This is a genomic window from Serratia sp. DD3 (assembly GCF_000496755.2).
Map to the genome: position 1 here is coordinate 54,158 of NZ_AYKS02000074.1, position 22,654 is coordinate 76,811.

Consider the following 22,654-nt stretch of genomic DNA (forward strand, 5'->3'; position numbering starts at 1 on the left):
ACAAGTCAGATTATGTTGATGTGGTCAATTCTTCCAAAGAGCTGGCATAACGGCGGGTATTTATCGGTTTTACGCAGTAAGGCAATCTATTTAAGGAGCGGTTATGGACCAAAAACGACTCACTCATTTGCGGCAATTGGAGGCGGAAAGTATCCATATCATCCGTGAGGTTGCTGCTGAATTCGCCAATCCGGTGATGCTCTACTCCATCGGCAAAGACTCTTCGGTGATGCTGCACTTGGCACGTAAGGCATTTTATCCTGGTTCGTTACCATTTCCGTTGCTGCATGTGGATACCGGTTGGAAGTTTCGCGAGATGTATCAATTCCGTGATCGTACTGCCAAACAGTACGGTTTTGAGCTATTAGTGCATAAAAACCCCGATGGTGTAGCGATGGGAATCAGCCCCTTTGCTCATGGTAGTGCTAAACATACCGATATCATGAAAACCGAAGGCCTGAAGCAAGCGCTGAATAAATATGGTTTTGATGCTGCCTTTGGTGGGGCGCGCCGTGACGAAGAAAAATCACGAGCTAAAGAGCGGATCTACTCTTTTCGTGACCGTTTTCATCGTTGGGACCCGAAAAATCAACGCCCTGAGTTATGGCATAACTATAACGGTCAGATAAACCAGGGTGAGAGTATCCGGGTGTTCCCGTTATCAAACTGGACAGAACTTGATATCTGGCAATACATCTTCCTGGAAAAGATCGAAATCGTGCCGCTTTATCTGGCGAAACCGCGCCCGGTGATTGAGCGTGATGGCATGTTATTAATGGTGGATGACGATCGCGTCGACATACAGCCGGGTGAAGTGATCAGCCAGCGGATGGTGCGTTTCCGTACCTTGGGGTGTTGGCCATTAACCGGGGCGGTAGACTCCTCGGCACAGACCCTGCCGGAAATCATTGAGGAAATGCTGCTTTCTACTACCAGCGAACGACAGGGGCGTATGATCGATCGTGACCAGTCCGGTTCGATGGAGTTGAAAAAGCGTCAAGGCTATTTTTGAGGAACCGCCGGATGAATAATCATGTGATTGCACAACAAATTGCACAACAGGGTGGAGTAGAAGCCTATCTGTATGCTCAACAAGATAAAAGCTTGCTGCGTTTCCTGACTTGCGGCAGTGTCGACGACGGCAAAAGCACCCTGATTGGTCGTTTGCTACACGATACCCGCCAAATCTACGAAGATCAGCTCTCAGTACTGCATACTGACAGTAAACGTATTGGGACTCAGGGCGAAAAACTCGATCTAGCCTTACTGGTTGATGGCCTGCAGGCAGAACGAGAACAAGGCATCACCATCGACGTCGCTTATCGTTATTTCTCTACTGAACAACGGAAGTTTATTATTGCCGATACACCGGGGCACGAGCAGTACACCCGCAATATGGCTACCGGTGCCTCCACCTGTGATTTGGCTATCCTGCTGATTGATGCGCGCAAAGGCGTGCTTGATCAGACGCGACGCCACAGTTTTATTGCTACTTTGCTCGGCATCCGGCATTTGGTGGTGGCGGTGAACAAGATGGATCTGGTGGATTACAGTGAGGCGATCTTTGAACAGTTTAAACAGGATTATCTGACTTTCGCGCAACGCTTACCTGATGATCTGGATATTAAATTTGTGCCGCTGTCAGCGTTGGATGGTGACAATGTCGCCACACCGAGCGCGCGGATGCCTTGGTACTCAGGCCCAACCCTGTTGGCGCTCCTGGAAAGTGTTGATGTGGTGAGTGACCGTGAGAATCAACCGTTGCGTTTCCCGGTGCAATACGTCAACCGCCCGAATCTCGATTTCCGTGGTTATGCGGGCACGCTGTCAGCCGGTGTGGTGCATGTGGGGCAGCGTATTAAGGTGCTGCCTTCAGGGGTTGAGTCAACCGTGGCACGTATCGTGACATTTGATGGCGACCTGCAACAGGCGATACCCGGTGAAGCGATTACGCTGGTACTGGAAAACGAGATAGACATTAGCCGTGGCGATCTGCTGGTGGATGCGAGTGAAACATTACAGCCGGTGCAAAGTGCGTTGGTGGATGTGGTGTGGATGGTGGAGCAGGCTTTACAGCCGGGTCAACGCTTTAATGTCAAAATAGCGGGTAAGAAGACCTGTGCCCGTGTTGAGAGTATTCACCATCAGGTGGACATAAACTCCTTGGTACATCATCAGGTTGATGCATTACCGCTCAATGGTATTGGGCTGGTGGAACTCACCTTTGATGAACCGTTGCTATTGGATAGCTATCAGCAGAATCATGATACTGGCAGCTTGATCTTCATTGACCGCTTGAGCAACGTCACGGTGGGCGCCGGATTGGTGCGCCAAGCGTTACACCAGGCTAAGTCAGTCGTGACGGGGGAGTTCAGTGCCTTTGAGTTGGAATTGAACGCTTTGGTACGCAAGCATTTTCCTCACTGGGGGGCGCGTGACCTGCTTAAGGGGGGCTCACATGGTTGAAGGGCCAAGAGCAGCCACCGGGCGTGATGATGAGAATATCGTATGGCATTCACATGCCGTCACGCGTACTCAACGTGAAAGCAGTCATGGTCACCAAGGGCTGGTGATATGGTTTACCGGCCTGTCAGGTTCCGGCAAATCGACCATCGCAGGGTTACTGGAGCAAGCGCTACATCAATTGGGGGTGCGTACTTATCTGTTGGATGGCGATAATGTGCGCCATGGTTTGTGCAGTGATCTGGGGTTTTCTGACCAGGATCGGCGCGAGAATATCCGTCGGGTGGGCGAGGTTGCCAAACTGATGGTGGATGCAGGCTTGGTGGTCTTAACGGCGTTTATTTCCCCGCATCGAGCCGAAAGAGAGATGGTGCGCCATATGCTGGATGAGGGGCGTTTCATTGAGGTATTTGTCGATACCCCGTTGGCAATTTGTGAGGCACGTGACCCAAAAGGCTTGTATAAAAAAGCGCGCTCGGGGCAACTGCAAAATTTCACCGGAATCGATGCGATGTATGAGGTACCAGAACGACCTGAGGTGCATCTGGATGGCAAACAATTAGTTACAAATTTGACTGAGCAATTATTAGACGTATTACGGCGTCAGGCTATTATCAGATCTTAAGTTTAAAAAGGGCATGGTGTTTTTTGCCATGCGTCTTTAGAGGTTTATTCAAGCTGTAGCTATATATTCAGCTTGGGTAGTGATGGATATCGCAGATAAATAACTTGGGAAGCGTATGCAAAATGTCACGCCGATGTCGATATTGATAGCGGCACAACAGGAGCAAGAAGAGCCCGCTTATTTTTTTCTGGGGGGCATTAGTGGATTTGTTTTCTACTGGTTGGCTTTTGCTGTGCCTTTTATGGTCTATGGTGCTAACACACTGTTCTTGTTGCTCTATACATGGCCGTTTTTTCTTTCCTTAATGCCGCTTTCCGTCCTACTGGGTATCGCTTTCAGTATCCTGTTACGGGGCCATGTGGTCTTCACGCTATTATTGACGGGGATCGTAGTGCTAGGGCTATTTTGGTGGGTCTTTAGCTTGTTGAGTGGCTGGTAAGAGAAAGGGCGCTTAGTGCGCGCCCCTGAGATGACAGCATAGTGTTAAAGATTACAAAACCTTGCTTAAAAATGCTTGAGTCCGTGCATTGGTCGGGTTGCCAAAAATATGCTGTGGTGAACCCTCTTCCTGAATAATTCCCTGGTCGATAAACAGTACACGGTCAGCAACCTCACGGGCAAAACCCATCTCATGAGTCACCACGACCATGGTCATGCCTTCATGGGCCAAAGATTTCATTACGGCTAATACCTCGCCGACTAACTCAGGATCGAGAGCGGAGGTGGGTTCATCGAACAGCATGATTTTCGGTTCCATCGCTAAGGCGCGAGCAATGGCGACACGCTGTTGTTGTCCGCCAGAGAGGCTACTGGGGTAGGCATCAATTTTATCCAGCAGACCCACCTTACGCAGCAGCACTTCAGCCCGTTCTATTGCTTGTTCACGGGACAGCTTTTTCACCTCCATTGGCGCCATAATGATATTTTCCAACACCGTCATATGAGGGAACAGATTAAAACGTTGGAATACCATGCCGACACTTTCACGCATTTTGTTCAGGTTGGTTTTATGGCTGTGAATGGCAAAACCATTCACATCGATCTCACCACCTGAGAGCGTGTCCAGTGCATTAATGCAGCGCAGAAAGGTGCTTTTACCTGAGCCTGAAGGGCCGATAATACACACCACTTCATTGGGCGCGATCTCACAGGAGATACCGCGCAGCACATGGCTTTCGCCAAATTGTTTTTGCAGGTTATGTACGCGAATCACTTTTACCGAACCTTTTTTCCATGTGTTGCACCATTAATGACAGCAGAAAGGTGATGACCCAATAAATCAGTGAAATGGTCAGGTAGGGCTCCCAGTAGGTTGCGTAGGCACCAGAAACGGTGCGTGCCGCATAAGCCAGGTCCGCCAAACCAATGGCGGAAGCCAGAGAGGAGTCCTTCACAATGGCAATCGCGTTGTTACCCAATGGGGGGAGCATACGGCGGAATGCCTGCGGCAGGATGACTTTGCGCATGGTTTTACCATAGCTCATTCCCAGGGAGCGGGAAGCCTCCATCTGACCGCGATCAATTGACTGAATACCGGCACGGAAGATTTCAGAAACATATGCGCCAGCATTGAGCGTGATTGCCACCACGCACGAGAGGAAAGCACCATACTCGGAACGTAACATACGGGCGAAGTCGGCGCTCATCAGGCCACTGTTGATCAGTAAGCCATCACGCGGGTTAATAAATAGCGGTACCAGTGCGAAGTGAACCACCATAATCTGCACAAACAGCGGTGTACCGCGAAAAGCGCTGATATAAATACGCACCGGCCATTGAATGCAATAATGCAGGACGGGTTTCCAGATACCATGTGACGCCTGAGCTAAACGGCCCAACCCCAACAGCAGACCCCAGGTGGTACCTAGCAGCACACAGATAATGGTGCATTTGATGGTCATCCAGGCACCTTCCATAAATAATGGTGCGTATTCCTGAATGATCTCCCAACGGAAATTCAAGGTGACGTCCTTTTTAAAAAAATATTCTGATTAGGGTATGTCGTGCTTGCGGGACGATACCGACTATCAATCAAGTTGCAGTGGCTTGAATGATGGCCGGTATAATTACAGCTGATAACCTAAGGTCGCTTATTCAGCAGGTAAAGTGGGTACGTTACCGTCGAACCAGGTCTGGTAAATTTTTGCATAGGAACCATCAGCGATAATTTTCTTCAACCCGCTGTTGATCTTGTTGCGTAACTCATCATTGCCTTTAGCGACGGCGATACCAAAATACTGGCGCTCGAATTTGGCATCAGAGACCAGTTTGAACTCTTTTTCTGGGTGGGTTTTTATGTAGAACTTGGCAACGCCCACGTCGCCAACCGCAGCACCAATGCCGTCTTCATACAGCTCTTGCAACATCAGTGGTGTGTTATCGAAACGCTTGATAGCGGTGCTGTTCTTGCCCAAGGTATCGGAAACCACAATGTCTGCGGTGCTGGAGTTAACGACGCCAACGTTGAGTGTTTTCAGTGCCGCGATGGAGTCGACGGTAGAACCTTTTGGCACTACGATAGCCTGCTCTGCCGGGAAATAGGGGAGGGAAAAATCCACCATTTGTTTACGTTTATCCGTGATGGTAATACCAGAAATGATCATATCGCGATCACCGGAGTTTAATGTGGCAAAGATCCCTTCCCACGGTGTATTGACCAGCTTCACCTGAAACCCTTCCACCTTGGCGATGGCTTTGATGATATCAATATCGAAGCCTTCTAACTGCTTTTTGCTGTTTTCGAATTCGAATGGGCGGTAAGTCCCCCCTGAGCCGACCACATAGGTTGGTTCAGTCGCCGCATAGGAGGAAACAGAAAAGGTCGCCGCCAGGCAAGCGCCAATCAGAACTAAACGTTTTAACATGAGTCATCCCCGATAATGAGTAGTAAAATTATCTATCTGTTGCCATGCAAGTGATGGAAGGGGGCTTTGAACGGCCAATTTACCTGGTTGAGCACGTAATTGGCTTCCCTTTCCCTCTTACCTGCCTTGAAGCAATGCGGGTATAGATTGAATTTTTTATGCACTTTAGATGCATAAAAATATACTTACCTGAATAAAAACACAACCCCTGGTGGTGGTTAAACGGAGGACAGGTTACTTAAAATGCGGAGTAAACAGCATTATTAAAGCCAATAGGGGTGATTGCTGCGGCCTCTCTCAGTGAGGGAAAAGCCGCTCTCGATGTGGAGTCAAACCAAAAGTTGTGCGATGATTAGTCGGTTTTTTAGGGGGCAGAGATGGGAAAACTTACGCTGCTATTGCTGGCATTACTCGGCTGGTTACAGTACTCGCTGTGGCTGGGGAAGAATGGTGTGCACGATTATGTGCGGCTCAAGGAAGACGTCACTGCTCAGCAAAGCAACAATGCTAAATTAAAAGCGCGTAATGATCAGTTGTTTGCCGAGATCGCCGATTTGAATGGCGGTCAGGAAGCAATCGAGGAGCGTGCGCGTAATGAACTGGGTATGATCAAGCCTGGTGAGACTTTCTATCGTCTGATCTCTGAGCCCGCTAAGCGTAGTGCGGTATCTTCCACGCCAAATAACCCACAAAAATAACAGTAAATGAATCCTTTTTCAGACCCTTTTTCTCCGGTAATTGCCATTTTACCCGCCGCCGGGATCGGCAGCCGTATGCAAGCCGATTGCCCGAAACAGTATTTAACCATTGGTCATCAGACGATTCTTGAGCACGCCATCCAGGCTTTGTTACGCCATCGGCGAATTAGCCAGGTGATTGTGGTTATCAGCCCCGAAGACCATCAATTTCAAACATTGCCGATTGCCCAGGATCCCCGCGTACAGGTTACCTTGGGGGGCCGACTGCGTGCAGATTCGGTCATGGCTGGGTTACAATTGGCGGGTAATACGCGATGGGTGCTGGTGCATGATGCTGCTCGCCCTTGTCTGCATGCTGATGACCTGGAACGACTGTTGGCGATCACTGAACACAGCCAGGTCGGTGGCATTCTGGCTACCCCGGTGCGTGATACCATGAAACGTGCCGTGGTGGGGCAACCGGCCATCGCACATACCGTTGAACGTCAGGATTTATGGCACGCGCTGACCCCGCAGTTATTTCCACTGGAATTACTCAAACTCTGCCTGCAACGTGCACTGGATGAGGGGGTGGAGGTCACCGATGAAGCATCAGCGATGGAGCATAGTGGTTACCACCCCTTGCTGGTGGCCGGGCGTTCAGACAATATTAAAGTCACGCGACCAGAAGATTTAGCATTGGCCGCATTCTATTTGACACAGTTGAACAACTAAGGAGCGCATGATGCGTATCGGTCACGGTTTTGATGTACATAAATTTGGCGGTGAAGGGCCGTTGGTGATCGGTGGTGTTCGCATTCCTTTTACTCAGGGGCTGTTGGCTCACTCCGATGGTGATGTCGCGCTGCATGCGGTGACCGATGCCTTATTAGGTGCCGTCGCATTGGGTGATATTGGCAAGTTGTTCCCGGATACGGATCCTCAATTTAAAGGGGCCGATAGCCGCGAGTTGTTGCGGGAAGCTTGGCGGCGCGTCTGTGCCAAAGGGTATCGCCTGGGTAATCTGGATGTCACGATCATTGCTCAGGCTCCCAAGATGGCACCACATATTCCGCAGATGCGTGTCTTTCTGGCGGAAGATCTGCAATGTCATATGGATGACGTTAATGTGAAAGCGACCACCACCGAGCAACTAGGTTTTACAGGGCGTGGTGAAGGTATTGCCTGTGAGGCGGTTGTCTTGTTGGTCAAGGAGTAGGTCAAGATGGATATGGCAAATCTGACTTGGCAGCACGGTCAACCACGGGCAACCGGTCTTTTAAAGGCTAATTCGGAAGACTTTGTGGTCGTGGAAGATTTAGGTTTTACACCTGATGGTGAAGGTGAGCACCTGCTGGTGAATATTCGCAAAAATGGCTGTAATACTCAGTTTGTCGCTGACTATCTGGCAAAATTTGCCGGTATTCATGCCCGTTCAGTCAGTTATGCCGGGTTGAAAGATCGCCATGCGGTGACTGAACAGTGGTTTTGCCTGCATCTACCGGGTAAAGCCTCGCCGGATTTTAGCCAGTTTATGCTTGAAGGGTGCCAGGTACTGCAGACCGCTCGCCATTTACGTAAGTTGCGCATTGGTACGCTGAAAGGGAATGATTTTACACTAGTGCTTCGCCATATTAGTGATCGCCAAGAGGTGGAGCAGCGTCTGCAAGCTATCGCCGTCCATGGCGTCCCCAATTACTTTGGTCTCCAACGTTTTGGCCATGGTGGCAATAACCTGGTTATGGCACGCCGTTGGGCCAACGATGAAATACGGGTTAAAGAGCGTAATAAGCGTAGTTTCTATCTTTCCGCCAGCCGGAGCGCGCTATTCAACTTAGTGACCAGCCAGCGTTTGGCTAACCAACAGCAGCGCAAAGTGCTGGCCGGGGATGCATTGCAGCTTGCCGGGCGAGGGAGTTGGTTTGTCGCCAAAGAGGAAGAGCTGCCAACCTTGCAACAACGTCTGGACGCGGGTGAACTGATGGTTACCGCGCCATTACCGGGCGACGGTGAACCTGGTACTGCCAACGAAGTCTTGGCATTTGAACAGCATTGTTTAGCACAACAGCCGGAGTTGCTGACACTTTTAAGGCGTGAACGCGTTGAGCCTGCCCGTCGGGCCTTACTGTTATACCCACAGAAGTTACAGTGGAACTGGTGGGATGATGCCACCGTTGAGTTACGCTTCTGGTTACCCGCAGGGAGTTTTGCGACCAGCGTAGTCCGTGAAATGATACAGCAGGATAACAGTGATGCGGATATTGCTGAGTAATAAATATTTTCACTCGTAATTTCCCCCCTCTGGCAGGATAGTTGTCACCCTTTAAAATTTAATCAGTTGGGGGTTAAGGCTTGAATGTGCCGAATTACAGCGAAGAACGTAAGCAAGAGATATTAAGCAAGTTATTGCCACCATTAAATATGACCGTGGCAGAAGTTTCCCGCATTGAAGGGATTGGACTGCAAACCTTGTATAATTGGCGGCATAAAGCCAAACAACAAGGTCGTCCTGTGCCAGGAAATAAATCAACACCTGACCAATGGTCAGCAGAGGCTAAGTTCGCCACTGTACTTGAAACTGCCAGTTTGAATGAAGCCGAATTTCGTTTCGTTTTGCGTGGTGATAAGGTACTAAAGTAACCATTGATTGCGTATAGATCGAGTGTTGCGTGACTTCTACCAGGTTAAAAGAGGGAAGAGTATGTTTATCACTGTGATAGTTACATATTTCTTTTGAAATAGTCATTCATAAGTGATAAAGGATCCTGTATGGTCACGTAAACCTGAATCAATGTGACATCATATAGTGGCCACGGGGAACTTTTTGCCAGACTTCGTAGGGTGAATAATGAGTCCCGCAGAAGGAAATACTGCCAATCTCGATTTCTCTGACTTGCTTCATCGGCATTTCCTGTCCGTGTGGGCGTGATACAATTGTGTCGTCAGAGGGGCACGGTATTTTATGAATACAACTGACAGAGGATTTCATGGACGACTTTTCTCAATCCAGGGTCATTGCCCACCTTCCCGAGGAAGGGCAGGGTTTATTGTTTTACGCTGTCGAAGGCACCGAATCCCTTTCCTCATCCTTCCTCTACACCATCATACTGCTGAGTCAGATACCGATAGCAACCTCGAAAATACTTCTCGGCAAAACCATCACACTGGAAATCCCGCTTCAACACAGTAGGGAGCCGCGGTATATCAACGGGTTTATCACCCATATCAGCCAGACCACCACGGAGCTGAAAGGCACACAGTATCAGCAATACACTCTCACCGCTGAATCCGTTTTGTGGCCAATGAAGCTGGACCGGGCATTCCGTATCTATCAGGAAAAAACCGTTCCGGAAATTGTCAAAGACGTGTGTGGGCGCTTCGGTATCACGCCAGATATTCGTTTGTCGGGCAGTTATCGTTCATGGGGTTACTGCGTGCAGTACGGGGAATCTTCTTTTAACTTTATTTGCCGCATGCTGGAACATGAAGGGATATTCTGGTGGTTTAGCCATGAAAAGAACAGCCATACGCTGGTATTGTCGGATAGCCCATGTTCACAACCGGTTTCGGGTTATGAAACCCTTTCGTGGGTTCCTACCCCTTCAGGCAGTACCACGAAACAGGAAGGTATCCGTGACTGGACCGTCAATTGCCAGGCCACGCCGGGTATCAGCATTATTGATGATTACGATTTCCGCAAACCTTATGCACAACTGCTTCAGGCTGTACAGAATCCTGCTGCGCATCAGCCTGGCAGCATCCCTGTTTATGAATGGCCAGGACGTCTGGTGGAGAAAAATGATGCTGAACATTATGCCCATCTTCGTCAGGAACGCTGGCAGATTGAGCATGAGATGATAACGGGCACGGGAAGCGCCGGGGGGATCACCACGGGCTACACCTTTACCCTGAATGCACATCCTTCACCAGAGCAGAATAAAGCGTATTTTGTCATCTCGTCCGTATTGAGGATTCAGGAAAACGCTTATACCACGGGAGGTGAAGGTCGTTTGCAGTCCGTTACGTTTACGGTCATTCCTGCAAGTGTGCCATTTCGACCGGCGCGTATGGCCTTATGGCCTCGTACCCAGGGTCCACAAACGGCCCGGGTGGTCGGGCCGGCGGGGGAGTCTATCTGGACTGACAAATATGGTCGCATCAAGGTTCGATTCCATTGGGACACTGATGGGCCGGGGGATGATACCGGGTCGTGCTGGATACGGGTCGCGTCGCCGTGGGCCGGACAGGGCTACGGAGGTATACAGATACCTCGGGTGAATGATGAGGTGATAGTCGACTTCATTAACGGTGATCCTGACCGCCCTGTCGTGTTGGGCAGAGTCTACAATGAGGCTAATATGCCCCCGTGGGAACTGCCTGCGGCAGCCACGCAGATGGGATTCTTCAGTCGTTCCAAGGGAGGCGGAAAGGATACCGGTAACGGCCTGCGTTTTGAGGACAAGGCCGGTGGCGAACAGGTGTGGATTAACGCCCACCGCAACATGGATACTGAGGTGAAAAACGACGCTACCCATGCAGTCGGGAATAACCTCACTGCTACCGTCGGTGCCAACGAAAGTCACACTGTTGAGGCTGATCGTGACCACCGGGTGAAGGGGAATGAAACGGTCACCATTAACGGTAACCGGACGGAGACCATCAAGGGTGACGAGACGGTTTCCGTAGACGGTAACCGTGCGGAAACCATCAAAGGCAACGAAACCTTGAGCATCACAGGGACACGTACCGAAACTATTACCGGTGTTCACACCCTGACGACAAAAAGTAATCAGCTCATCACGGTCGAGGGTCAACAGACACAAACCGTGATGCAGAACCGGAAGCACACGGTCCAGGCAAACGAAACCCTGCATGTCACTGGTCAACAGAAACTCATCATTGAGAGCGACCAGACCACCAGTGTGATCGGGAAACAGTCCGTCACCGTCAACGGGAAACTTACCGAGAAATACCACGCGGGGCAGGAGACTTCAGTTATCGGTCATCAGGAAACCATCATCTCTGCAGGACGAAACCTCCATGTCACCGGAAATGATGAACGTATCACCGTGGGTAGCATGACGGATTCGGCCTCAGAAAAAATCACGTTTTCAGTGAACGGCAGCACCATTGTTATTGACGGTAGCAGTATAGAGATCCAGGCCGGAGGCTCTGTGATAAAAATTGATGCTTCTGGAGTTGCGGTTAACGGTGCAAAAATCAAACTGAATGCCTGAGTGCAAGGAGAGCAGAGTGGGCGTAACAGCAGACAATCCAGTGATGCGACAGGTTTCAGAACTTGCCGAATTGTGGCTCACTGCCACAGATAAACGTGAAAACGGCAACCTGGTCGTGTTCAGAAGCCGTGCAGATGCAACAGATCTGACTCACGCCTTATTGGTTTTTCAGGAAGAACAGCCTGGTGCTCACGGCATCAATGACCTGTTTGCCACTTTTTCGTCACCATTCCTGACCGGGTACGATTACTGCCTCAGTCTGTACACAGAGCTGATCAGTCGGGCAAGGGCCAGCGAGCTTCCGGTTCCCCCCTGGATACCCAAACAGAAAACGACCGCTCACAGCCCGGCGCTGTTTGCTGTTTTTGCCGACTTTATCCGGCATCATCAGGCACTTTTTGGTCGCTTTGTCCTAGTGCTCAGGCCAGAGTCTGTCAGTGATGACGCTGCCTGGCGACGCTGGCTACAACAGGCAATTTCATTGCTCCCCGACAGGCTGTTACTGGTACTTTGCGATACGCATGAGGATCTGGCTTGGCAACCCCTTATTGACAGTCACACCGCGCGGAGTCTGCTCATCACTTCCCCTGCCGACACATTCAGCTTGATGAAAGACACGTTGCATCAGCAGCCAGGGGGCGGTGACCCGGACAGCCAACGGTTTCGTTCACTGCTGTTGGACATGTTTATTTTGCTTGAACGGGGCACCGTAAAACAGGTGACAGAGCGTGCGCACCGCGCACTGTCTTTGGCGACCGAAAAACGGTGGCATGCGCAGTGTACAGTGGTCCACAACATGATTGCGGGTAGCCATCTCAAACATGGCGCTCCAAAACAGGCTATATGTGCTTACCGGGAAGCGATCACAGCGGCGGAGCTCATTCCGGAAAAAACGTTGCGCCTCACGCAATTGACTCAGGCCGAATTCAGTCTTGCCGGGGCGCATTATACCGACAGCGATTACCCCGAAGCCACGATCCAATATGTGACGGGAGCAAGGCATGCGGAAGAGGCTGGTAACTGTTGGCTGACTATCGAAGGTTGGCGGATGGCCGGACATTGTCAACTGATGGTAAAACACATCGACAATGCCTCTCACTATTTTGCACAGGCGATAAAACTTGCCCGGACTCTGACGGCAGATTCCCGGCAGATGACTTCGTTGCCCTTTTTGTTTCATGATCTCCTGCTCTTTCACGATAACGCTCGTGCTCAGGCATTGAGCGACAGTGCTGATACGTGGCTGAAGACAAAAAGCACCATAATTCAGGAAACAGAGAGCCTGGCAGAAAAACTGTCGTCACCTGCCAATGCCGATGAGATTGATGCTTTGGATGCGTTGCTTAATAAGAAGCTGACTGCTGCATTTGACCAGATACGCCTTGGCCGGGAGCAGCTTATCCGGCAAGGGAATGCCTCATTTCAGGAAGTGGTCATGCTGGCCCGTCAACTGCTGCATCCCTACTGGGCTGGTGTCCCTGATATTGCACATCCGCTTGATGCTGCCCCTGGAAATTGGGAGACGTTGCCCGATTATTTACCTCCAGGCGAAGAAGAGTCCGTGAACACTTTTGTTACCCGCCACCAAAACGCCGGAGCCATATGAAATCTTCATCGAAATACCTTATCGCCATTATCGCTGCGCTGGTGCTTATCCTGTGGTTTTGCTTTACCGACAGTGAAAACACCTCAGCCGCGCGGGCGTTCATGCGCGAATTGTTAAGAGCGCTGTTCTGAGCAGGCGAAGGGAGACGTGCTGATGGCACATGCCAGTTCACATTTTGATCCGCAACTGGGTATTGATCTGCATTTCTATCTGACCACCCCGGTTCCCGTGCCAACGCCGCATATCGGCCTTGTCTTCGATGTCATTGATTACCTGCCGATTATCGGTGGCAGTATTGATGTGAACGGGCGAAGACGAACTACCGCAGGTACTGGCGGAAAATGCCTGCATATCCCTGTAGCAGGAGCGTGGTTGCCTCCGCAGGGGTTCCCTATGGGGCCTATGGGGGATGATGAGCTGTTCATGGGCAGCCAGACCGTTTCTGCCGATGGTGACCCTTTTAGCCGCATCGGCGTTCCGGCCCTGAGCTGCAATGTGGTGGGGATGTTCCCGCCGTTTCGCGTACGCAAACCCTTTAAAATCAAACCCAAATCGCTGGAAATGCCCCTGACCTTTAACATCGCCATTCCCAATAATGTTATTGTTGGCGGCCCGTTGACCGTCAACTGGGTAGCGCTGGGGGTGAAAGCCTTTTTTAAAGGTTTTAAGCGTTTTAAAAAAAGCAATCTCTATAAAAAGGGAATGGACAAATTCAAGGCGGTCCGGAAAAAGCTGTTTAAAAACATGGATTCTGGGTTCTGGAAATGTCAGGTGTTCCGTGCCGAGCCGGTGGATATCCGTGACGGCAGCGTTTATGTGCAGCACCAGGATTTTTCCCTGCCGGGGCGATTCCCCCTGGCATGGACGCGCGTTTACCGTTCATCCGATGAAGAAGCATTGGGGGTGTGCGGGCTAGGTTGGCAGACTCCGGCAGACACCACCCTCAGTTGGCATGCTGACGAAGGCGTTGGTTTTTTCCGTTCTGCGGAGGGGCTGAGTGTGTTCGCCGAATTACCGGTTCTCCCCGGTGAAACGCAGGCGGTGCCCGTTTTCCCTGCGGGCCGTCTCTGGTATACGGAGCATCACGGCGGGACCGTTACCTGGACTGTTAGCGATGATGATGAGGTTCGTCACCACTTCACTACACCGTCCACCTTTGCGGCCTCGCGTCAGGAATACCCCATCAGTACTCTCGGTGATGGCGCAGGCAATGGCTGGCAATTTATCCGTGATCAAGGGGAACTCGTCTGCATCCGGGAGGTCACTCACCGTGGTCCCACTGGTCGGGAGATACATGCCGAAACCGCCCAGGGGAGGCTGCATGCCCTGGCCTTCCTTGATCCGCATGATAAACGTTATCGCCCACTGACCCAGTACGATTACGACGACACGGGTTACCTGACGAAGGAAATCGATGCGGAAGGATGCCCGCGGCATTACCGCTACCGTCAAGGGGCTATGACCGCGCATACCGACCGGCTCGGGCTGTCGTTTTATTACGATTACGATGAGCAGGGGCGTGTTGTCCATGCCTGGGGAGACCAGGGGCTGTATGACTACCGCTTTGTCTGGCATGACCTCCTCAATGAGGTTGAGGTCACGGACTCACTGGGCCATACATCCCGTGTCCGTTTCAGCAGCGATGGCCTGCCAGTCAGCGAAACCGACCCGCAAGGCCACATTACTACCTTCCAGTACAACGAGACTGGCCTGCCCGTTCAGGTGTCTCTCTCCTCCGGTGCCGCCTGGCGGTGGGAATATGATGATTGCGGCCAGATCACCGCAGAGATTGCCCCTTCCGGCCACCGTGACACCTTCGTCCGTGACCCGGCAGGCCGGTTGACCCACCGGACGGACGGAGAAGGGGCGGTCTGGCAGTATGAATATGATGGTCACGGCAATCTGCTGAAGGCAACCGACCCGACCGGTCTCGAAAAGCACTATCGTTACGATGATTACGGCCAGTTGACGGAAAGCCACACGGCGGATCTGCCAGGTTCGCAGGCCCGTTATGATGCCTTCGGGTTTGTCCGCTCCTTCGCTTCGCCGGGCGTCACACCCCAACTGTTTGAGCATGACGGGATGGGGAATCTTATCACTGCAACGGACAGTAACGGCGTTGTCACCCGTTCTTTCCACGATCGGAAAAACCGCCTGGTGGCACAGCAGCGCCAGGGGGGGATGGCCCTGCGTATCAGTTGGGACCGGGAAGACCAGCCAGTGCTATATCAGGACGACAGTGGCCGGGAAACCCGTCTGGAATACAGCGGCACCGGGATGCTGTCGCGTTGCGTTACGCCAGACGGCCATGAAGTTCGCTATCACTATGACACCGAAGAGCAGCTTGTCGGGGTAAGCAACCCTGTCGGGCAACGCTGGACGCTGGTACGTAACGCCCTCGGATTGATTGTGGAGGAACAAGATTACTGGGGGCAAAGCACCCATTACGCCTATTCCTCCGATGGTCTGCTGACCAGACGCACCGATCCACTCGGTCAGGTGTTGCGCTATCGCTACAATCAGGATGGTGCATTGACGGAAAAACTGCCCGAAACTGGCGACATCCCCTTAACCTTGTATCGTTATGATCGTCGAGGGCGACTGACACAATGTGACAATGCTCACCGCAAATTGTCATGGGAGTACGATGCCGCCGGGCGTGTACTGGCGGAGATTCAGGATGGTTTCCGGCTGGAGCACCGGTACAACGCCCTGGGCCAGTACCTCCAAAGGGCCAGCAGCGCCGGTCATCAGGTCAGTTGGGGCTACAACGCTCTGGGGCAACCGGTACAACTTCAGTTGAATCAGGATGAACCGGTCACGCTCGGGTGGGATGCCTGTGGCCGATTGGCCCGGCAGGGGTTGAGTGATTCGCTGGTCAAAGAGTTTCATTATGACGCTCACCACCGGTTGACGTCGCAAACGTTGATGCATGGTGAACATACCCTGTTCAATACCCAGTACCGCTGGGACAGGGAGGGTAATATAACCGAACGGCAGGACAGCCTGGACGGCTCCAGCCACTTCACGTATGACCCGATGGGGAAACTGCTGGCGGCAACACAACCTGATGGCCATGTTTTGCACTTTATCACCGACGCTGCAGGCAACCACATGGCGACCACCGTCAGGGCGGTCAGTGAGGCGCCCGGCGGTTGGTTCCGGGAGGGGAGACGCGGGACGACCCGTTATGTTTATGATCGGGCGGGCAACCTTCGCCAGCGCCGGAACCTGACCTTGCCAGCAAGTCGACAGGACCTGGTTTGGGATGTGGAGAATCAGCTTATCCAGGTACACCAGCAGGATACGGTGACCCACTACGGGTACGATGGCCTGGGAAGGCGTGTCACCAAACAGGGGCCGGAAGAGAGCCAGGTATTTTTCTGGCAGGGTAACCACCTGATAGCCGAAGCCCGGGCTGAAACCCCATTACCTGAATCAGCATCGGTGTATGACCTCCAGGCCCCGCAGCAGCGTAAACAGCAGATAAAGCGGCTGCTGCCTGCCGTCAGGGAGTATGTTTACCTGCCGGGCAGTTATCAGCCGTTAGCGCTGATGACCGAGGAAACGGCTGACCGAGTCAGTTACTGGTATGAATGCGACCCGAACGGTGCACCGATAAGGCTGCTCGACGTGCAGGGCCGGTTGGTCTGGCATCAGCAGCACGGTGTCTGGGGAGAGCCCGGCCCACAACGCGCGAATACCGTCGAGAACCCACTGCGATTCCAGGGGCAGTATTACGATAAAGAGAGCGGTTTACATTATAACCGTTATCGGTATTATGATCCGCAGACAGCGGCCTTTATCAGTCAGGACCCGATAGGGCTGGCGGGGGGGCTGAATCTTTATGCGTATGTACCGAATCCGTTGACGTGGATCGATCCTCTAGGGTTATCAAGTTGTGCTGTTACAAGAGCGGCGGAACATCGCAGTAATTTTGGCGGAAAACCTGGAGGAATTGGAAAAGGAAGGAATATAGCAACTTCTAATTATGATATTGATGGAGTATCAGGAGTTGCTGATGCTGTCAGTGGGAGAGGGTCTATTCCAGGGTTTGTTGATATTCCTGATCCAAGTAACCGTTTATTCACAACAACGACTGTTTCCCATCCCCGAGATTTTGATTCAGAAGCGAAAATATTAGAGCATATTGGGAGTGAAATAACGACTGACTCTAAAGGTACTATTAATATTTTTTCTGAGTTGCCAATATGTGATTCATGTCAAGGGGTCATTAGGCAGTTTGGGGATATGTTCCCAGGTGTTAAAATAAATATTCTTCAATAGGTGCGAGATGAATAAAGAATTGTATGTTGAGGAAATTGATAAAATTTCAAATATAATAACTAAGAAAGGTATGCCTGTTATAGGGTGTACTGAAAAACAAGTCATGGATTTAGAGGGGGAATACGGGGTTTTACCTTGTTTTTATAAAGTTTTCTTAAAGAAAATGGGGGTTTCCGCTGGTGATTTTAAAGAGGGTACTTGGTTTTTCTTTAATGAGTTGGATGATATAAATGAAGAAACTCGTAATTTAATGAAAGATAATAATGTGCCCCATCCTTCTAATATGTTTGCATTTTTAATGCATCAAGGCTACACATCATTATTATTTCTTGATGTGATTAATGATGATCCTGCGGTTTATTGTTACACTGAAGGAGATGATATAATTGATATTAATATGACATTTAGTCAGTTTATGAAGGCTGAAATAAATAACTATCTTTCTTGAGAAGTAGCCGGGGGTGCTCCGGCTATTTTATTGGTTGCTACGCCAGCATATTACTCTGCTGCACCCTAATCACTACCTTGCCGGTCATCATGCTGATCGCCAGCGGTTGCCCGGCAAGACTGGTCTGCGTGAGCCACTCCCCCGCCAGATATAACTCGCCGTTATCCCGTACCCAGTCCACGCCGAGATCGGGAGGAACATCCACCTCCAATAACAACCGCTCAATCTCTACCTCATCTGAAACTAACGTTATTACCAGCCCATCCTGATATTGCTCTATTTTAAATACAGCACCCGGTATAAATCCTGCACTGGTAACATCCTCGCTATTGATAATCAGCTCAGGAATAGTAAGCACCCTTAAATCAGCATCTGTTTTTTAACCACTGACTGCGTAACACTACCTCTGCATTTATTTAATACAGAGGTGCCATCATGAAGTCTCAACAGCGTGCCGACTATTGGCGTGAACAAATTATTCTCTGGCAGGCATCCGACCTTTCTGGTCAGATTTTTTGCCAGCAACATCAACTCACTTACCACCAGTTTGTTTATTGGCGGCAAAAATATCGTTGACACCTGAAGAGAAAATTTCACCTGGGTTTACCAAAGTCACCACCACGGCCCCCGTCAATTCTGCCGAGCTAACGATCTCGTTACCCAATGGCCTGGTGAGCACCGGGCTTAATGACCGCAATGTGACGTTATTAAGTGCTATTCTCAGGCAACTCTGATGCGTAACCGTGACTTACTCCCTGCGCTGGCGATGCTGCAGATTTACCTTTATCGTGCCCCGATTGATTTTCGTAAGCAGGTAAATGGTCTGGCGGCACTGCTTGAGCAGGAACTGGGACATAATCCCTTTACCGGGGCGCTGTATGCCTTCACCAACCGCCAGCGCAAGAAAATTAAATGCCTGATGTGGGAAGACAATGGCTTTGTCCTCTATTACAAAGCGCTGGCCGAGGAGAAATTCAAGTGGCTCAGCTTGGCCGATGACCTGTTACCCCTGACCGGTGAACAGATTAACTGGTTGTTGGATGCGTATGATATCAGCCTGCTCAATGGGCATAAAAAACTGCATTATGACAGGGTGAGTTGAGCCGTAAAACGTGAATTACCCGGCTGTTTTTGCTATCATTTCCCTCATGAAAAAGCCTATTCCCCCATCAAGAAAAACCCCTGAAAAACGTAGTTTATCTGCGGTTGAGTTGGTGGTGGAATTACGTCAACAGCTTCAGTCTAAAGATGAACTCATCCAATCAAAAGATGACGCTATCCAGCATCTGGAACATTATGTCGCGTTGTTGGAAGAACAACTCCGGCTCAAAAGAGCCCAACAGTTTGCTGCCAGCAGCGAGCGCCACGCCGACCAGATTTCTCTATTCGATGAAGCTGAACTGGGAGTGGCGATTGAGGCTTTATCGGCACAACTGCCCAATCGGACAAATGGATGTGGGTGGTACGCGGTGGGCCAGCGGATAAACCGTCGGTCTTGTTTGATTAGGACCCGAGTCGTGCCGGCAGCGTTCCTGTGCTTCTGTTGCAGGACTTTACAGGTATTTTGCAAACCGATGGTTATGCTGGCTATGCCGAAGTGTGCCGTGAAAACCACCTAGTGCGTATCGGCTGTTGGGGCCATGCTCGGCGTAAATATGTTGAAGCTGGCAAGGCGGTACCTAAAGGGAAAAAGACATCAAACACTGCGCCCACCAAGGCCGATGTGGCATTAGGGTACATTGGCAAACTGTATGGGATAGAACGGGCCATTCAGGGGCTTGCCGAACAGGATAAGTATCAGGCTCGCCAGCAGCACAGCGTACCCATGCTTGCCACCTTCAAAGCGTGGCAGGAGATGGCGGATCAAGAACAGGCTGGAGAAAAATGTTGGTTCAGTGATGAAGGGCTCACTGACACGCTGGGCGATGGAGTACATGCTCAACCATTGGGCATCGCTGATCGGCTACTGCGAACACGGTTATCTGAATATCAGCAATGTGTTGGCGGAGAATGCGATACGCCCGTTTGCGGTGGGCAGAAAAGCGTGGTTGTTTGCCGACAGTTCTCAAGGGGCCCGAGCCAGTGCCTGCTGTTATTCCCTGATTGAAACAGCGAAAGCCAACAATCTGGAGCCAGCAGCCTATATCCAAAATGTGCTGGAACGCATTGGTGAAGCAGATACGGTGGACAAGATAGAAGCACTGTTACCGTGGAACGTTGGCCTTGCCCCTTTTTCAAAAAAATGTGTCGCAATATGAATAGGGCAAATACGTCGATTTAACGGCGGATACTTAACTCCAACGTTTGTTCAGCAGATAAACGACTTTGTGAACCACCATTTTCAGGCTTAAGTTTCTCAGACATTGTGTAATCTGCGAGATGGCTGCGAACCGTTGATTCATGGATACGCAACGCTTGAGAAATCATCGCGGTGGTCCAGCCTTCCGATGTAAGAAGAACGGCTTTAATGCGATCACGAACGCGTCCGTCACGAGTTTGATCATGCAAGGTTTCGAGTGCTTGTTTTTGGTCGGGCGTGAGAATCAGTTTCATTGCTGCTAGCTTGATCCTCATTTTAAAGAAAATCAAGCATCTTCAATGATCACGGGTATAGACTCAATTATGTTGGCTGCATTGCTTAAATGCCATAATAGCTGCAATACTTGCCTTGCTGCTTGAACCTCATCACAATATGAAAAAACAACACAGTGGACTTACTCTTGGAAAAATCAACAATAACAGACATATGCAAAAATGCAGGTCAAAATGCAGGTTTGTTTTTTTATCCTAAAAAAGTCTTTTAAATTCAATATGAAAATACTATTGAGTAATGATGATGGTGTCAGTGCGCCGGGCATCCAGGTGCTGGCGGCAGCGCTGCGCGAGTTTGCCCAAGTACAGGTAGTGGCTCCGGATCGTAACCGTAGTGGTTCTTCTAATGCGTTAACGTTAGGGGTGCCTTTGCGCACGCACACATTACCTAATGGTGATATTGCCGTTCAGCAGGGAACGCCGACGGATTGTGTGTATCTTGGGGTTAATGCCTTGATGCATCCAGCGCCAGATATAGTGGTTTCAGGTATTAATGCTGGCCCTAATTTAGGGGATGATGTTATCTATTCAGGCACCGTTGCAGCAGCGATGGAGGGGCGTCATTTGGGCTTGCCTGCGTTAGCGGTGTCGCTGAATGGGCACCAGCATTATGACACCGCTGCGGCCATCACTTGTCGTTTGTTACGTGCATTGCTAGGCGAACCGTTGCGCACTGGCAAAATTCTCAATATTAATGTCCCTGATTTACCTCTGGCAGAAATCAAAGGAATACGCGTAACGCGTTGTGGTAGCCGACACCCTGCCGATAAAGTGTTTTGTCAGCAGGATCCCTATGGTGAAAAATTATATTGGATCGGGCCCCCAGGTGATAAATTCGATGCTGGACCCGATACCGATTTTGCCGCAGTCGATCAAGGTTATGTGGCAATTACTCCGTTGCAGGTCGATTTGACCGCTTATAGGGCACAAGAGGTGCTGACAACATGGTTAACCAGAGCAGGGTTTCGTGAGCAATGGTGAACAAGCGCATACAAACATTGCTGAAGCAATTACGCCAGCAAGGCATCAGGGATGAACGGTTGCTCAGTGCCATCGAAAACGTCCCGCGTGAGCGTTTTGTTGACGAAGCGTTTGCACATAAAGCTTATGAGAATACCGCACTGCCGATTGGTTCCGGGCAGACCATCTCTCAGCCTTACATCGTCGCACGTATGACTGAACTGCTGAATTTACGGCCGACTTCCCGTGTACTGGAAATTGGTACCGGTTCTGGTTACCAGACCGCCGTCTTGGCACATTTGGTACAGCATGTTTATTCTGTTGAGCGAATCAAAGGATTACAGTGGCAAGCCAAGCGTCGTTTGAAACAACTCGATTTACATAATGTCTCCACGCGCCATGGTGACGGCTGGCAGGGCTGGGCCGCTCGCGGGCCATTTGATGCCATTATTGTGACCGCCGCACCACCAGAAATTCCCCAAGCACTGGTGCAACAGTTAGACGACGGCGGGATTCTAGTGTTACCTGTGGGGCAGACACAACAGATGTTGCAGTGTATTCATCGGCGTGGCGATGGATTTACCATTGATACGGTTGAAGCAGTAAGATTTGTTCCTTTAGTGCAAGGTGAATTGGTGTAATTGAGCCTATCTGTTCATTTAGACTGTTAAGTGGTTGTTGTGTCGTGCACGAAATCAATCTGCTGACCACTTGAAAGAACGTGGATAGAGAGTTTCAATAATATTAATTTTCAATAAAATGGCTTTTTTATTGTATAGCAATGCTCATGTCGTTATATCCTGCATCACTCAAACGGTAAAGATAGTCGTGGAAGTGGGATTGGGTATTGCATTGTGAGTGTTAATTTTTAGTTCCCTGGTAGAGAAATTGTGGG

At 50.5% G+C, this 22,654-nt stretch carries 22 protein-coding genes and 4 pseudogenes; 21 read left to right on the plus strand and 5 right to left on the minus strand.

What is annotated here, in order from left to right:
- Positions 1 to 103: 103 nt before the first annotated feature.
- From cysD to IO95_RS14695, 4 genes are all read left to right on the plus strand, one after another.
- Positions 104 to 1,012, plus strand: coding sequence for a sulfate adenylyltransferase subunit CysD (gene cysD, locus IO95_RS14680; protein ID WP_023492494.1), 909 nt, complete (start codon positions 104 to 106; stop codon positions 1,010 to 1,012).
- Between the two features lie 11 nt (positions 1,013 to 1,023).
- Positions 1,024 to 2,466, plus strand: a complete 1,443-nt coding sequence (gene cysN / locus IO95_RS14685; RefSeq protein ID WP_023492493.1) for a sulfate adenylyltransferase subunit CysN — start codon at positions 1,024 to 1,026, stop codon at positions 2,464 to 2,466.
- Positions 2,459 to 3,088: an adenylyl-sulfate kinase gene (gene cysC / locus IO95_RS14690; RefSeq protein WP_023492492.1), complete on the plus strand. Its 630-nt coding sequence runs from the start codon at positions 2,459 to 2,461 to the stop codon at positions 3,086 to 3,088. The genes cysN and cysC overlap by 8 nt, the downstream gene beginning before the upstream one ends.
- 115 nt (positions 3,089 to 3,203) lie before the next feature.
- A complete protein-coding gene (locus IO95_RS14695; protein ID WP_037385925.1) occupies positions 3,204 to 3,527 on the plus strand; it encodes a DUF3561 family protein in 324 nt (107 codons plus the stop codon).
- Between the two features lie 51 nt (positions 3,528 to 3,578).
- Here the strand turns inward: IO95_RS14695 and IO95_RS14700 are convergent, their stop codons facing one another.
- From IO95_RS14700 to IO95_RS14710, 3 genes are all read right to left on the minus strand, one after another.
- Complete coding sequence (locus tag IO95_RS14700) at positions 3,579 to 4,301, minus strand: amino acid ABC transporter ATP-binding protein (RefSeq protein WP_023490931.1); 723 nt, start codon at positions 4,299 to 4,301, stop codon at positions 3,579 to 3,581.
- Positions 4,285 to 5,004 carry an amino acid ABC transporter permease gene (locus IO95_RS14705; protein ID WP_051791252.1) on the minus strand — a complete coding sequence of 240 codons (720 nt, stop codon included), beginning with the start codon at positions 5,002 to 5,004 and terminating at the stop codon, positions 4,285 to 4,287. The genes IO95_RS14700 and IO95_RS14705 overlap by 17 nt, the downstream gene beginning before the upstream one ends.
- A 174-nt stretch (positions 5,005 to 5,178) precedes the next feature.
- Positions 5,179 to 5,952 (minus strand): basic amino acid ABC transporter substrate-binding protein, encoded by a 774-nt coding sequence (locus IO95_RS14710; protein ID WP_023490927.1) that lies wholly within the window; start codon positions 5,950 to 5,952, stop codon positions 5,179 to 5,181.
- Between the two features lie 377 nt (positions 5,953 to 6,329).
- On the opposite strand from IO95_RS14710, the gene ftsB reads away from it, so the two are divergent.
- The 10 genes and pseudogenes from ftsB to IO95_RS14755 all read left to right on the plus strand — a co-directional run bounded on the left by ftsB (position 6,330) and on the right by IO95_RS14755 (position 18,207).
- Positions 6,330 to 6,650, plus strand: a complete 321-nt coding sequence (ftsB, locus tag IO95_RS14715) for a cell division protein FtsB (protein ID WP_023490925.1) — start codon at positions 6,330 to 6,332, stop codon at positions 6,648 to 6,650.
- Between the two features lie 6 nt (positions 6,651 to 6,656).
- Complete coding sequence (gene ispD / locus IO95_RS14720) at positions 6,657 to 7,364, plus strand: 2-C-methyl-D-erythritol 4-phosphate cytidylyltransferase (RefSeq protein ID WP_037385926.1); 708 nt, start codon at positions 6,657 to 6,659, stop codon at positions 7,362 to 7,364.
- 10 nt (positions 7,365 to 7,374) lie between these two features.
- On the plus strand, positions 7,375 to 7,848 hold the full coding sequence (ispF, locus tag IO95_RS14725) for a 2-C-methyl-D-erythritol 2,4-cyclodiphosphate synthase (RefSeq protein ID WP_023490922.1): 474 nt from the start codon (positions 7,375 to 7,377) through the stop codon (positions 7,846 to 7,848).
- A gap of 6 nt (positions 7,849 to 7,854) precedes the next feature.
- Positions 7,855 to 8,901 (plus strand): tRNA pseudouridine(13) synthase TruD, encoded by a 1,047-nt coding sequence (truD, locus tag IO95_RS14730; protein WP_023490920.1) that lies wholly within the window; start codon positions 7,855 to 7,857, stop codon positions 8,899 to 8,901.
- Positions 8,902 to 8,987: 86 nt separating this feature from the next.
- A pseudogene (locus tag IO95_RS14735) lies at positions 8,988 to 9,230 on the plus strand (transposase); the annotation flags it as partial.
- A gap of 386 nt (positions 9,231 to 9,616) precedes the next feature.
- Positions 9,617 to 11,866, plus strand: a complete 2,250-nt coding sequence (locus IO95_RS14740) for a type VI secretion system Vgr family protein (protein ID WP_037385929.1) — start codon at positions 9,617 to 9,619, stop codon at positions 11,864 to 11,866.
- Positions 11,867 to 11,882: 16 nt separating this feature from the next.
- Entirely contained in the window at positions 11,883 to 13,472 is a 1,590-nt protein-coding gene (locus IO95_RS14745; RefSeq protein WP_023492047.1) for a hypothetical protein, read from the plus strand.
- Positions 13,469 to 13,603, plus strand: a complete 135-nt coding sequence (locus IO95_RS26335; RefSeq protein ID WP_023492048.1) for a hypothetical protein — start codon at positions 13,469 to 13,471, stop codon at positions 13,601 to 13,603. The genes IO95_RS14745 and IO95_RS26335 overlap by 4 nt, the downstream gene beginning before the upstream one ends.
- 22 nt (positions 13,604 to 13,625) lie before the next feature.
- Entirely contained in the window at positions 13,626 to 17,759 is a 4,134-nt protein-coding gene (locus IO95_RS14750; RefSeq protein ID WP_051791253.1) for an RHS repeat-associated core domain-containing protein, read from the plus strand.
- A 7-nt stretch (positions 17,760 to 17,766) separates the two neighbouring features.
- A complete protein-coding gene (locus IO95_RS14755) occupies positions 17,767 to 18,207 on the plus strand; it encodes an SMI1/KNR4 family protein (RefSeq protein ID WP_037385939.1) in 441 nt (146 codons plus the stop codon).
- Between the two features lie 37 nt (positions 18,208 to 18,244).
- Here the strand turns inward: IO95_RS14755 and IO95_RS14760 are convergent, their stop codons facing one another.
- Positions 18,245 to 18,565: a SymE family type I addiction module toxin gene (locus IO95_RS14760; RefSeq protein ID WP_023492877.1), complete on the minus strand. Its 321-nt coding sequence runs from the start codon at positions 18,563 to 18,565 to the stop codon at positions 18,245 to 18,247.
- A gap of 77 nt (positions 18,566 to 18,642) precedes the next feature.
- Here IO95_RS14760 and IO95_RS25655 point away from each other — a divergent pair, with 77 nt between their 5' ends.
- The 5 genes and pseudogenes from IO95_RS25655 to IO95_RS24830 form a co-directional block, all read left to right on the plus strand.
- Complete coding sequence (locus IO95_RS25655) at positions 18,643 to 18,783, plus strand: hypothetical protein (protein ID WP_023492876.1); 141 nt, start codon at positions 18,643 to 18,645, stop codon at positions 18,781 to 18,783.
- Positions 18,780 to 18,941: a hypothetical protein gene (locus IO95_RS25660; protein WP_160165624.1), complete on the plus strand. Its 162-nt coding sequence runs from the start codon at positions 18,780 to 18,782 to the stop codon at positions 18,939 to 18,941. The genes IO95_RS25655 and IO95_RS25660 overlap by 4 nt, the downstream gene beginning before the upstream one ends.
- Positions 18,941 to 19,309: an IS66 family insertion sequence element accessory protein TnpB gene (tnpB, locus tag IO95_RS14770; RefSeq protein WP_023492875.1), complete on the plus strand. Its 369-nt coding sequence runs from the start codon at positions 18,941 to 18,943 to the stop codon at positions 19,307 to 19,309. The genes IO95_RS25660 and tnpB overlap by 1 nt, the downstream gene beginning before the upstream one ends.
- A gap of 46 nt (positions 19,310 to 19,355) precedes the next feature.
- Positions 19,356 to 19,580 (plus strand): annotated as a pseudogene (locus IO95_RS26125) (hypothetical protein); the annotation flags it as partial.
- Positions 19,581 to 19,633: 53 nt separating this feature from the next.
- Positions 19,634 to 20,465, plus strand: a pseudogene (locus IO95_RS24830) (IS66 family transposase); the annotation flags it as partial.
- A gap of 34 nt (positions 20,466 to 20,499) precedes the next feature.
- Here IO95_RS24830 and IO95_RS14780 read toward each other — a convergent pair.
- A pseudogene (locus IO95_RS14780) lies at positions 20,500 to 20,760 on the minus strand (transposase); the annotation flags it as partial.
- Between the two features lie 258 nt (positions 20,761 to 21,018).
- Here IO95_RS14780 and surE point away from each other — a divergent pair.
- Together surE and IO95_RS14790 are read left to right on the plus strand one after the other, a co-directional pair.
- Positions 21,019 to 21,780 (plus strand): 5'/3'-nucleotidase SurE, encoded by a 762-nt coding sequence (surE, locus tag IO95_RS14785; protein ID WP_037385964.1) that lies wholly within the window; start codon positions 21,019 to 21,021, stop codon positions 21,778 to 21,780.
- The gene (locus tag IO95_RS14790; RefSeq protein ID WP_023491284.1) at positions 21,774 to 22,400 is read left to right on the plus strand and encodes a protein-L-isoaspartate(D-aspartate) O-methyltransferase; all 627 of its coding nucleotides are present in this window, start codon (positions 21,774 to 21,776) and stop codon (positions 22,398 to 22,400) included. Before surE ends, IO95_RS14790 begins: the two co-directional genes overlap by 7 nt.
- The last annotated feature ends 254 nt before the right edge of the window (positions 22,401 to 22,654 follow it).

Bases quoted from the DNA above. Each gene is read 5' to 3' on its own strand.
- cysN (WP_023492493.1), top strand. From the start codon at position 1,024: ATGAATAATCATGTGATTGCACAACAAATTGCACAACAGGGTGGAGTA.
- IO95_RS14695 (WP_037385925.1), top strand. From the start codon at position 3,204: ATGCAAAATGTCACGCCGATGTCGATATTGATAGCGGCACAACAGGAG.
- IO95_RS14740 (WP_037385929.1), top strand. From the start codon at position 9,617: ATGGACGACTTTTCTCAATCCAGGGTCATTGCCCACCTTCCCGAGGAA.
- IO95_RS14755 (WP_037385939.1), top strand. From the start codon at position 17,767: ATGAATAAAGAATTGTATGTTGAGGAAATTGATAAAATTTCAAATATA.
- ispF (WP_023490922.1), top strand. From the start codon at position 7,375: ATGCGTATCGGTCACGGTTTTGATGTACATAAATTTGGCGGTGAAGGG.
- surE (WP_037385964.1), top strand. From the start codon at position 21,019: ATGAAAATACTATTGAGTAATGATGATGGTGTCAGTGCGCCGGGCATC.
- cysC (WP_023492492.1), top strand. From the start codon at position 2,459: ATGGTTGAAGGGCCAAGAGCAGCCACCGGGCGTGATGATGAGAATATC.
- IO95_RS14750 (WP_051791253.1), top strand. From the start codon at position 13,626: ATGGCACATGCCAGTTCACATTTTGATCCGCAACTGGGTATTGATCTG.
- IO95_RS14705 (WP_051791252.1), bottom strand. From the start codon at position 5,004: ATGGAAGGTGCCTGGATGACCATCAAATGCACCATTATCTGTGTGCTG.
- cysD (WP_023492494.1), top strand. From the start codon at position 104: ATGGACCAAAAACGACTCACTCATTTGCGGCAATTGGAGGCGGAAAGT.
- IO95_RS25655 (WP_023492876.1), top strand. From the start codon at position 18,643: ATGAAGTCTCAACAGCGTGCCGACTATTGGCGTGAACAAATTATTCTC.
- IO95_RS14790 (WP_023491284.1), top strand. From the start codon at position 21,774: ATGGTGAACAAGCGCATACAAACATTGCTGAAGCAATTACGCCAGCAA.
- IO95_RS26335 (WP_023492048.1), top strand. From the start codon at position 13,469: ATGAAATCTTCATCGAAATACCTTATCGCCATTATCGCTGCGCTGGTG.
- ispD (WP_037385926.1), top strand. From the start codon at position 6,657: ATGAATCCTTTTTCAGACCCTTTTTCTCCGGTAATTGCCATTTTACCC.
- IO95_RS14710 (WP_023490927.1), bottom strand. From the start codon at position 5,952: ATGTTAAAACGTTTAGTTCTGATTGGCGCTTGCCTGGCGGCGACCTTT.
- ftsB (WP_023490925.1), top strand. From the start codon at position 6,330: ATGGGAAAACTTACGCTGCTATTGCTGGCATTACTCGGCTGGTTACAG.
- tnpB (WP_023492875.1), top strand. From the start codon at position 18,941: ATGCGTAACCGTGACTTACTCCCTGCGCTGGCGATGCTGCAGATTTAC.
- truD (WP_023490920.1), top strand. From the start codon at position 7,855: ATGGATATGGCAAATCTGACTTGGCAGCACGGTCAACCACGGGCAACC.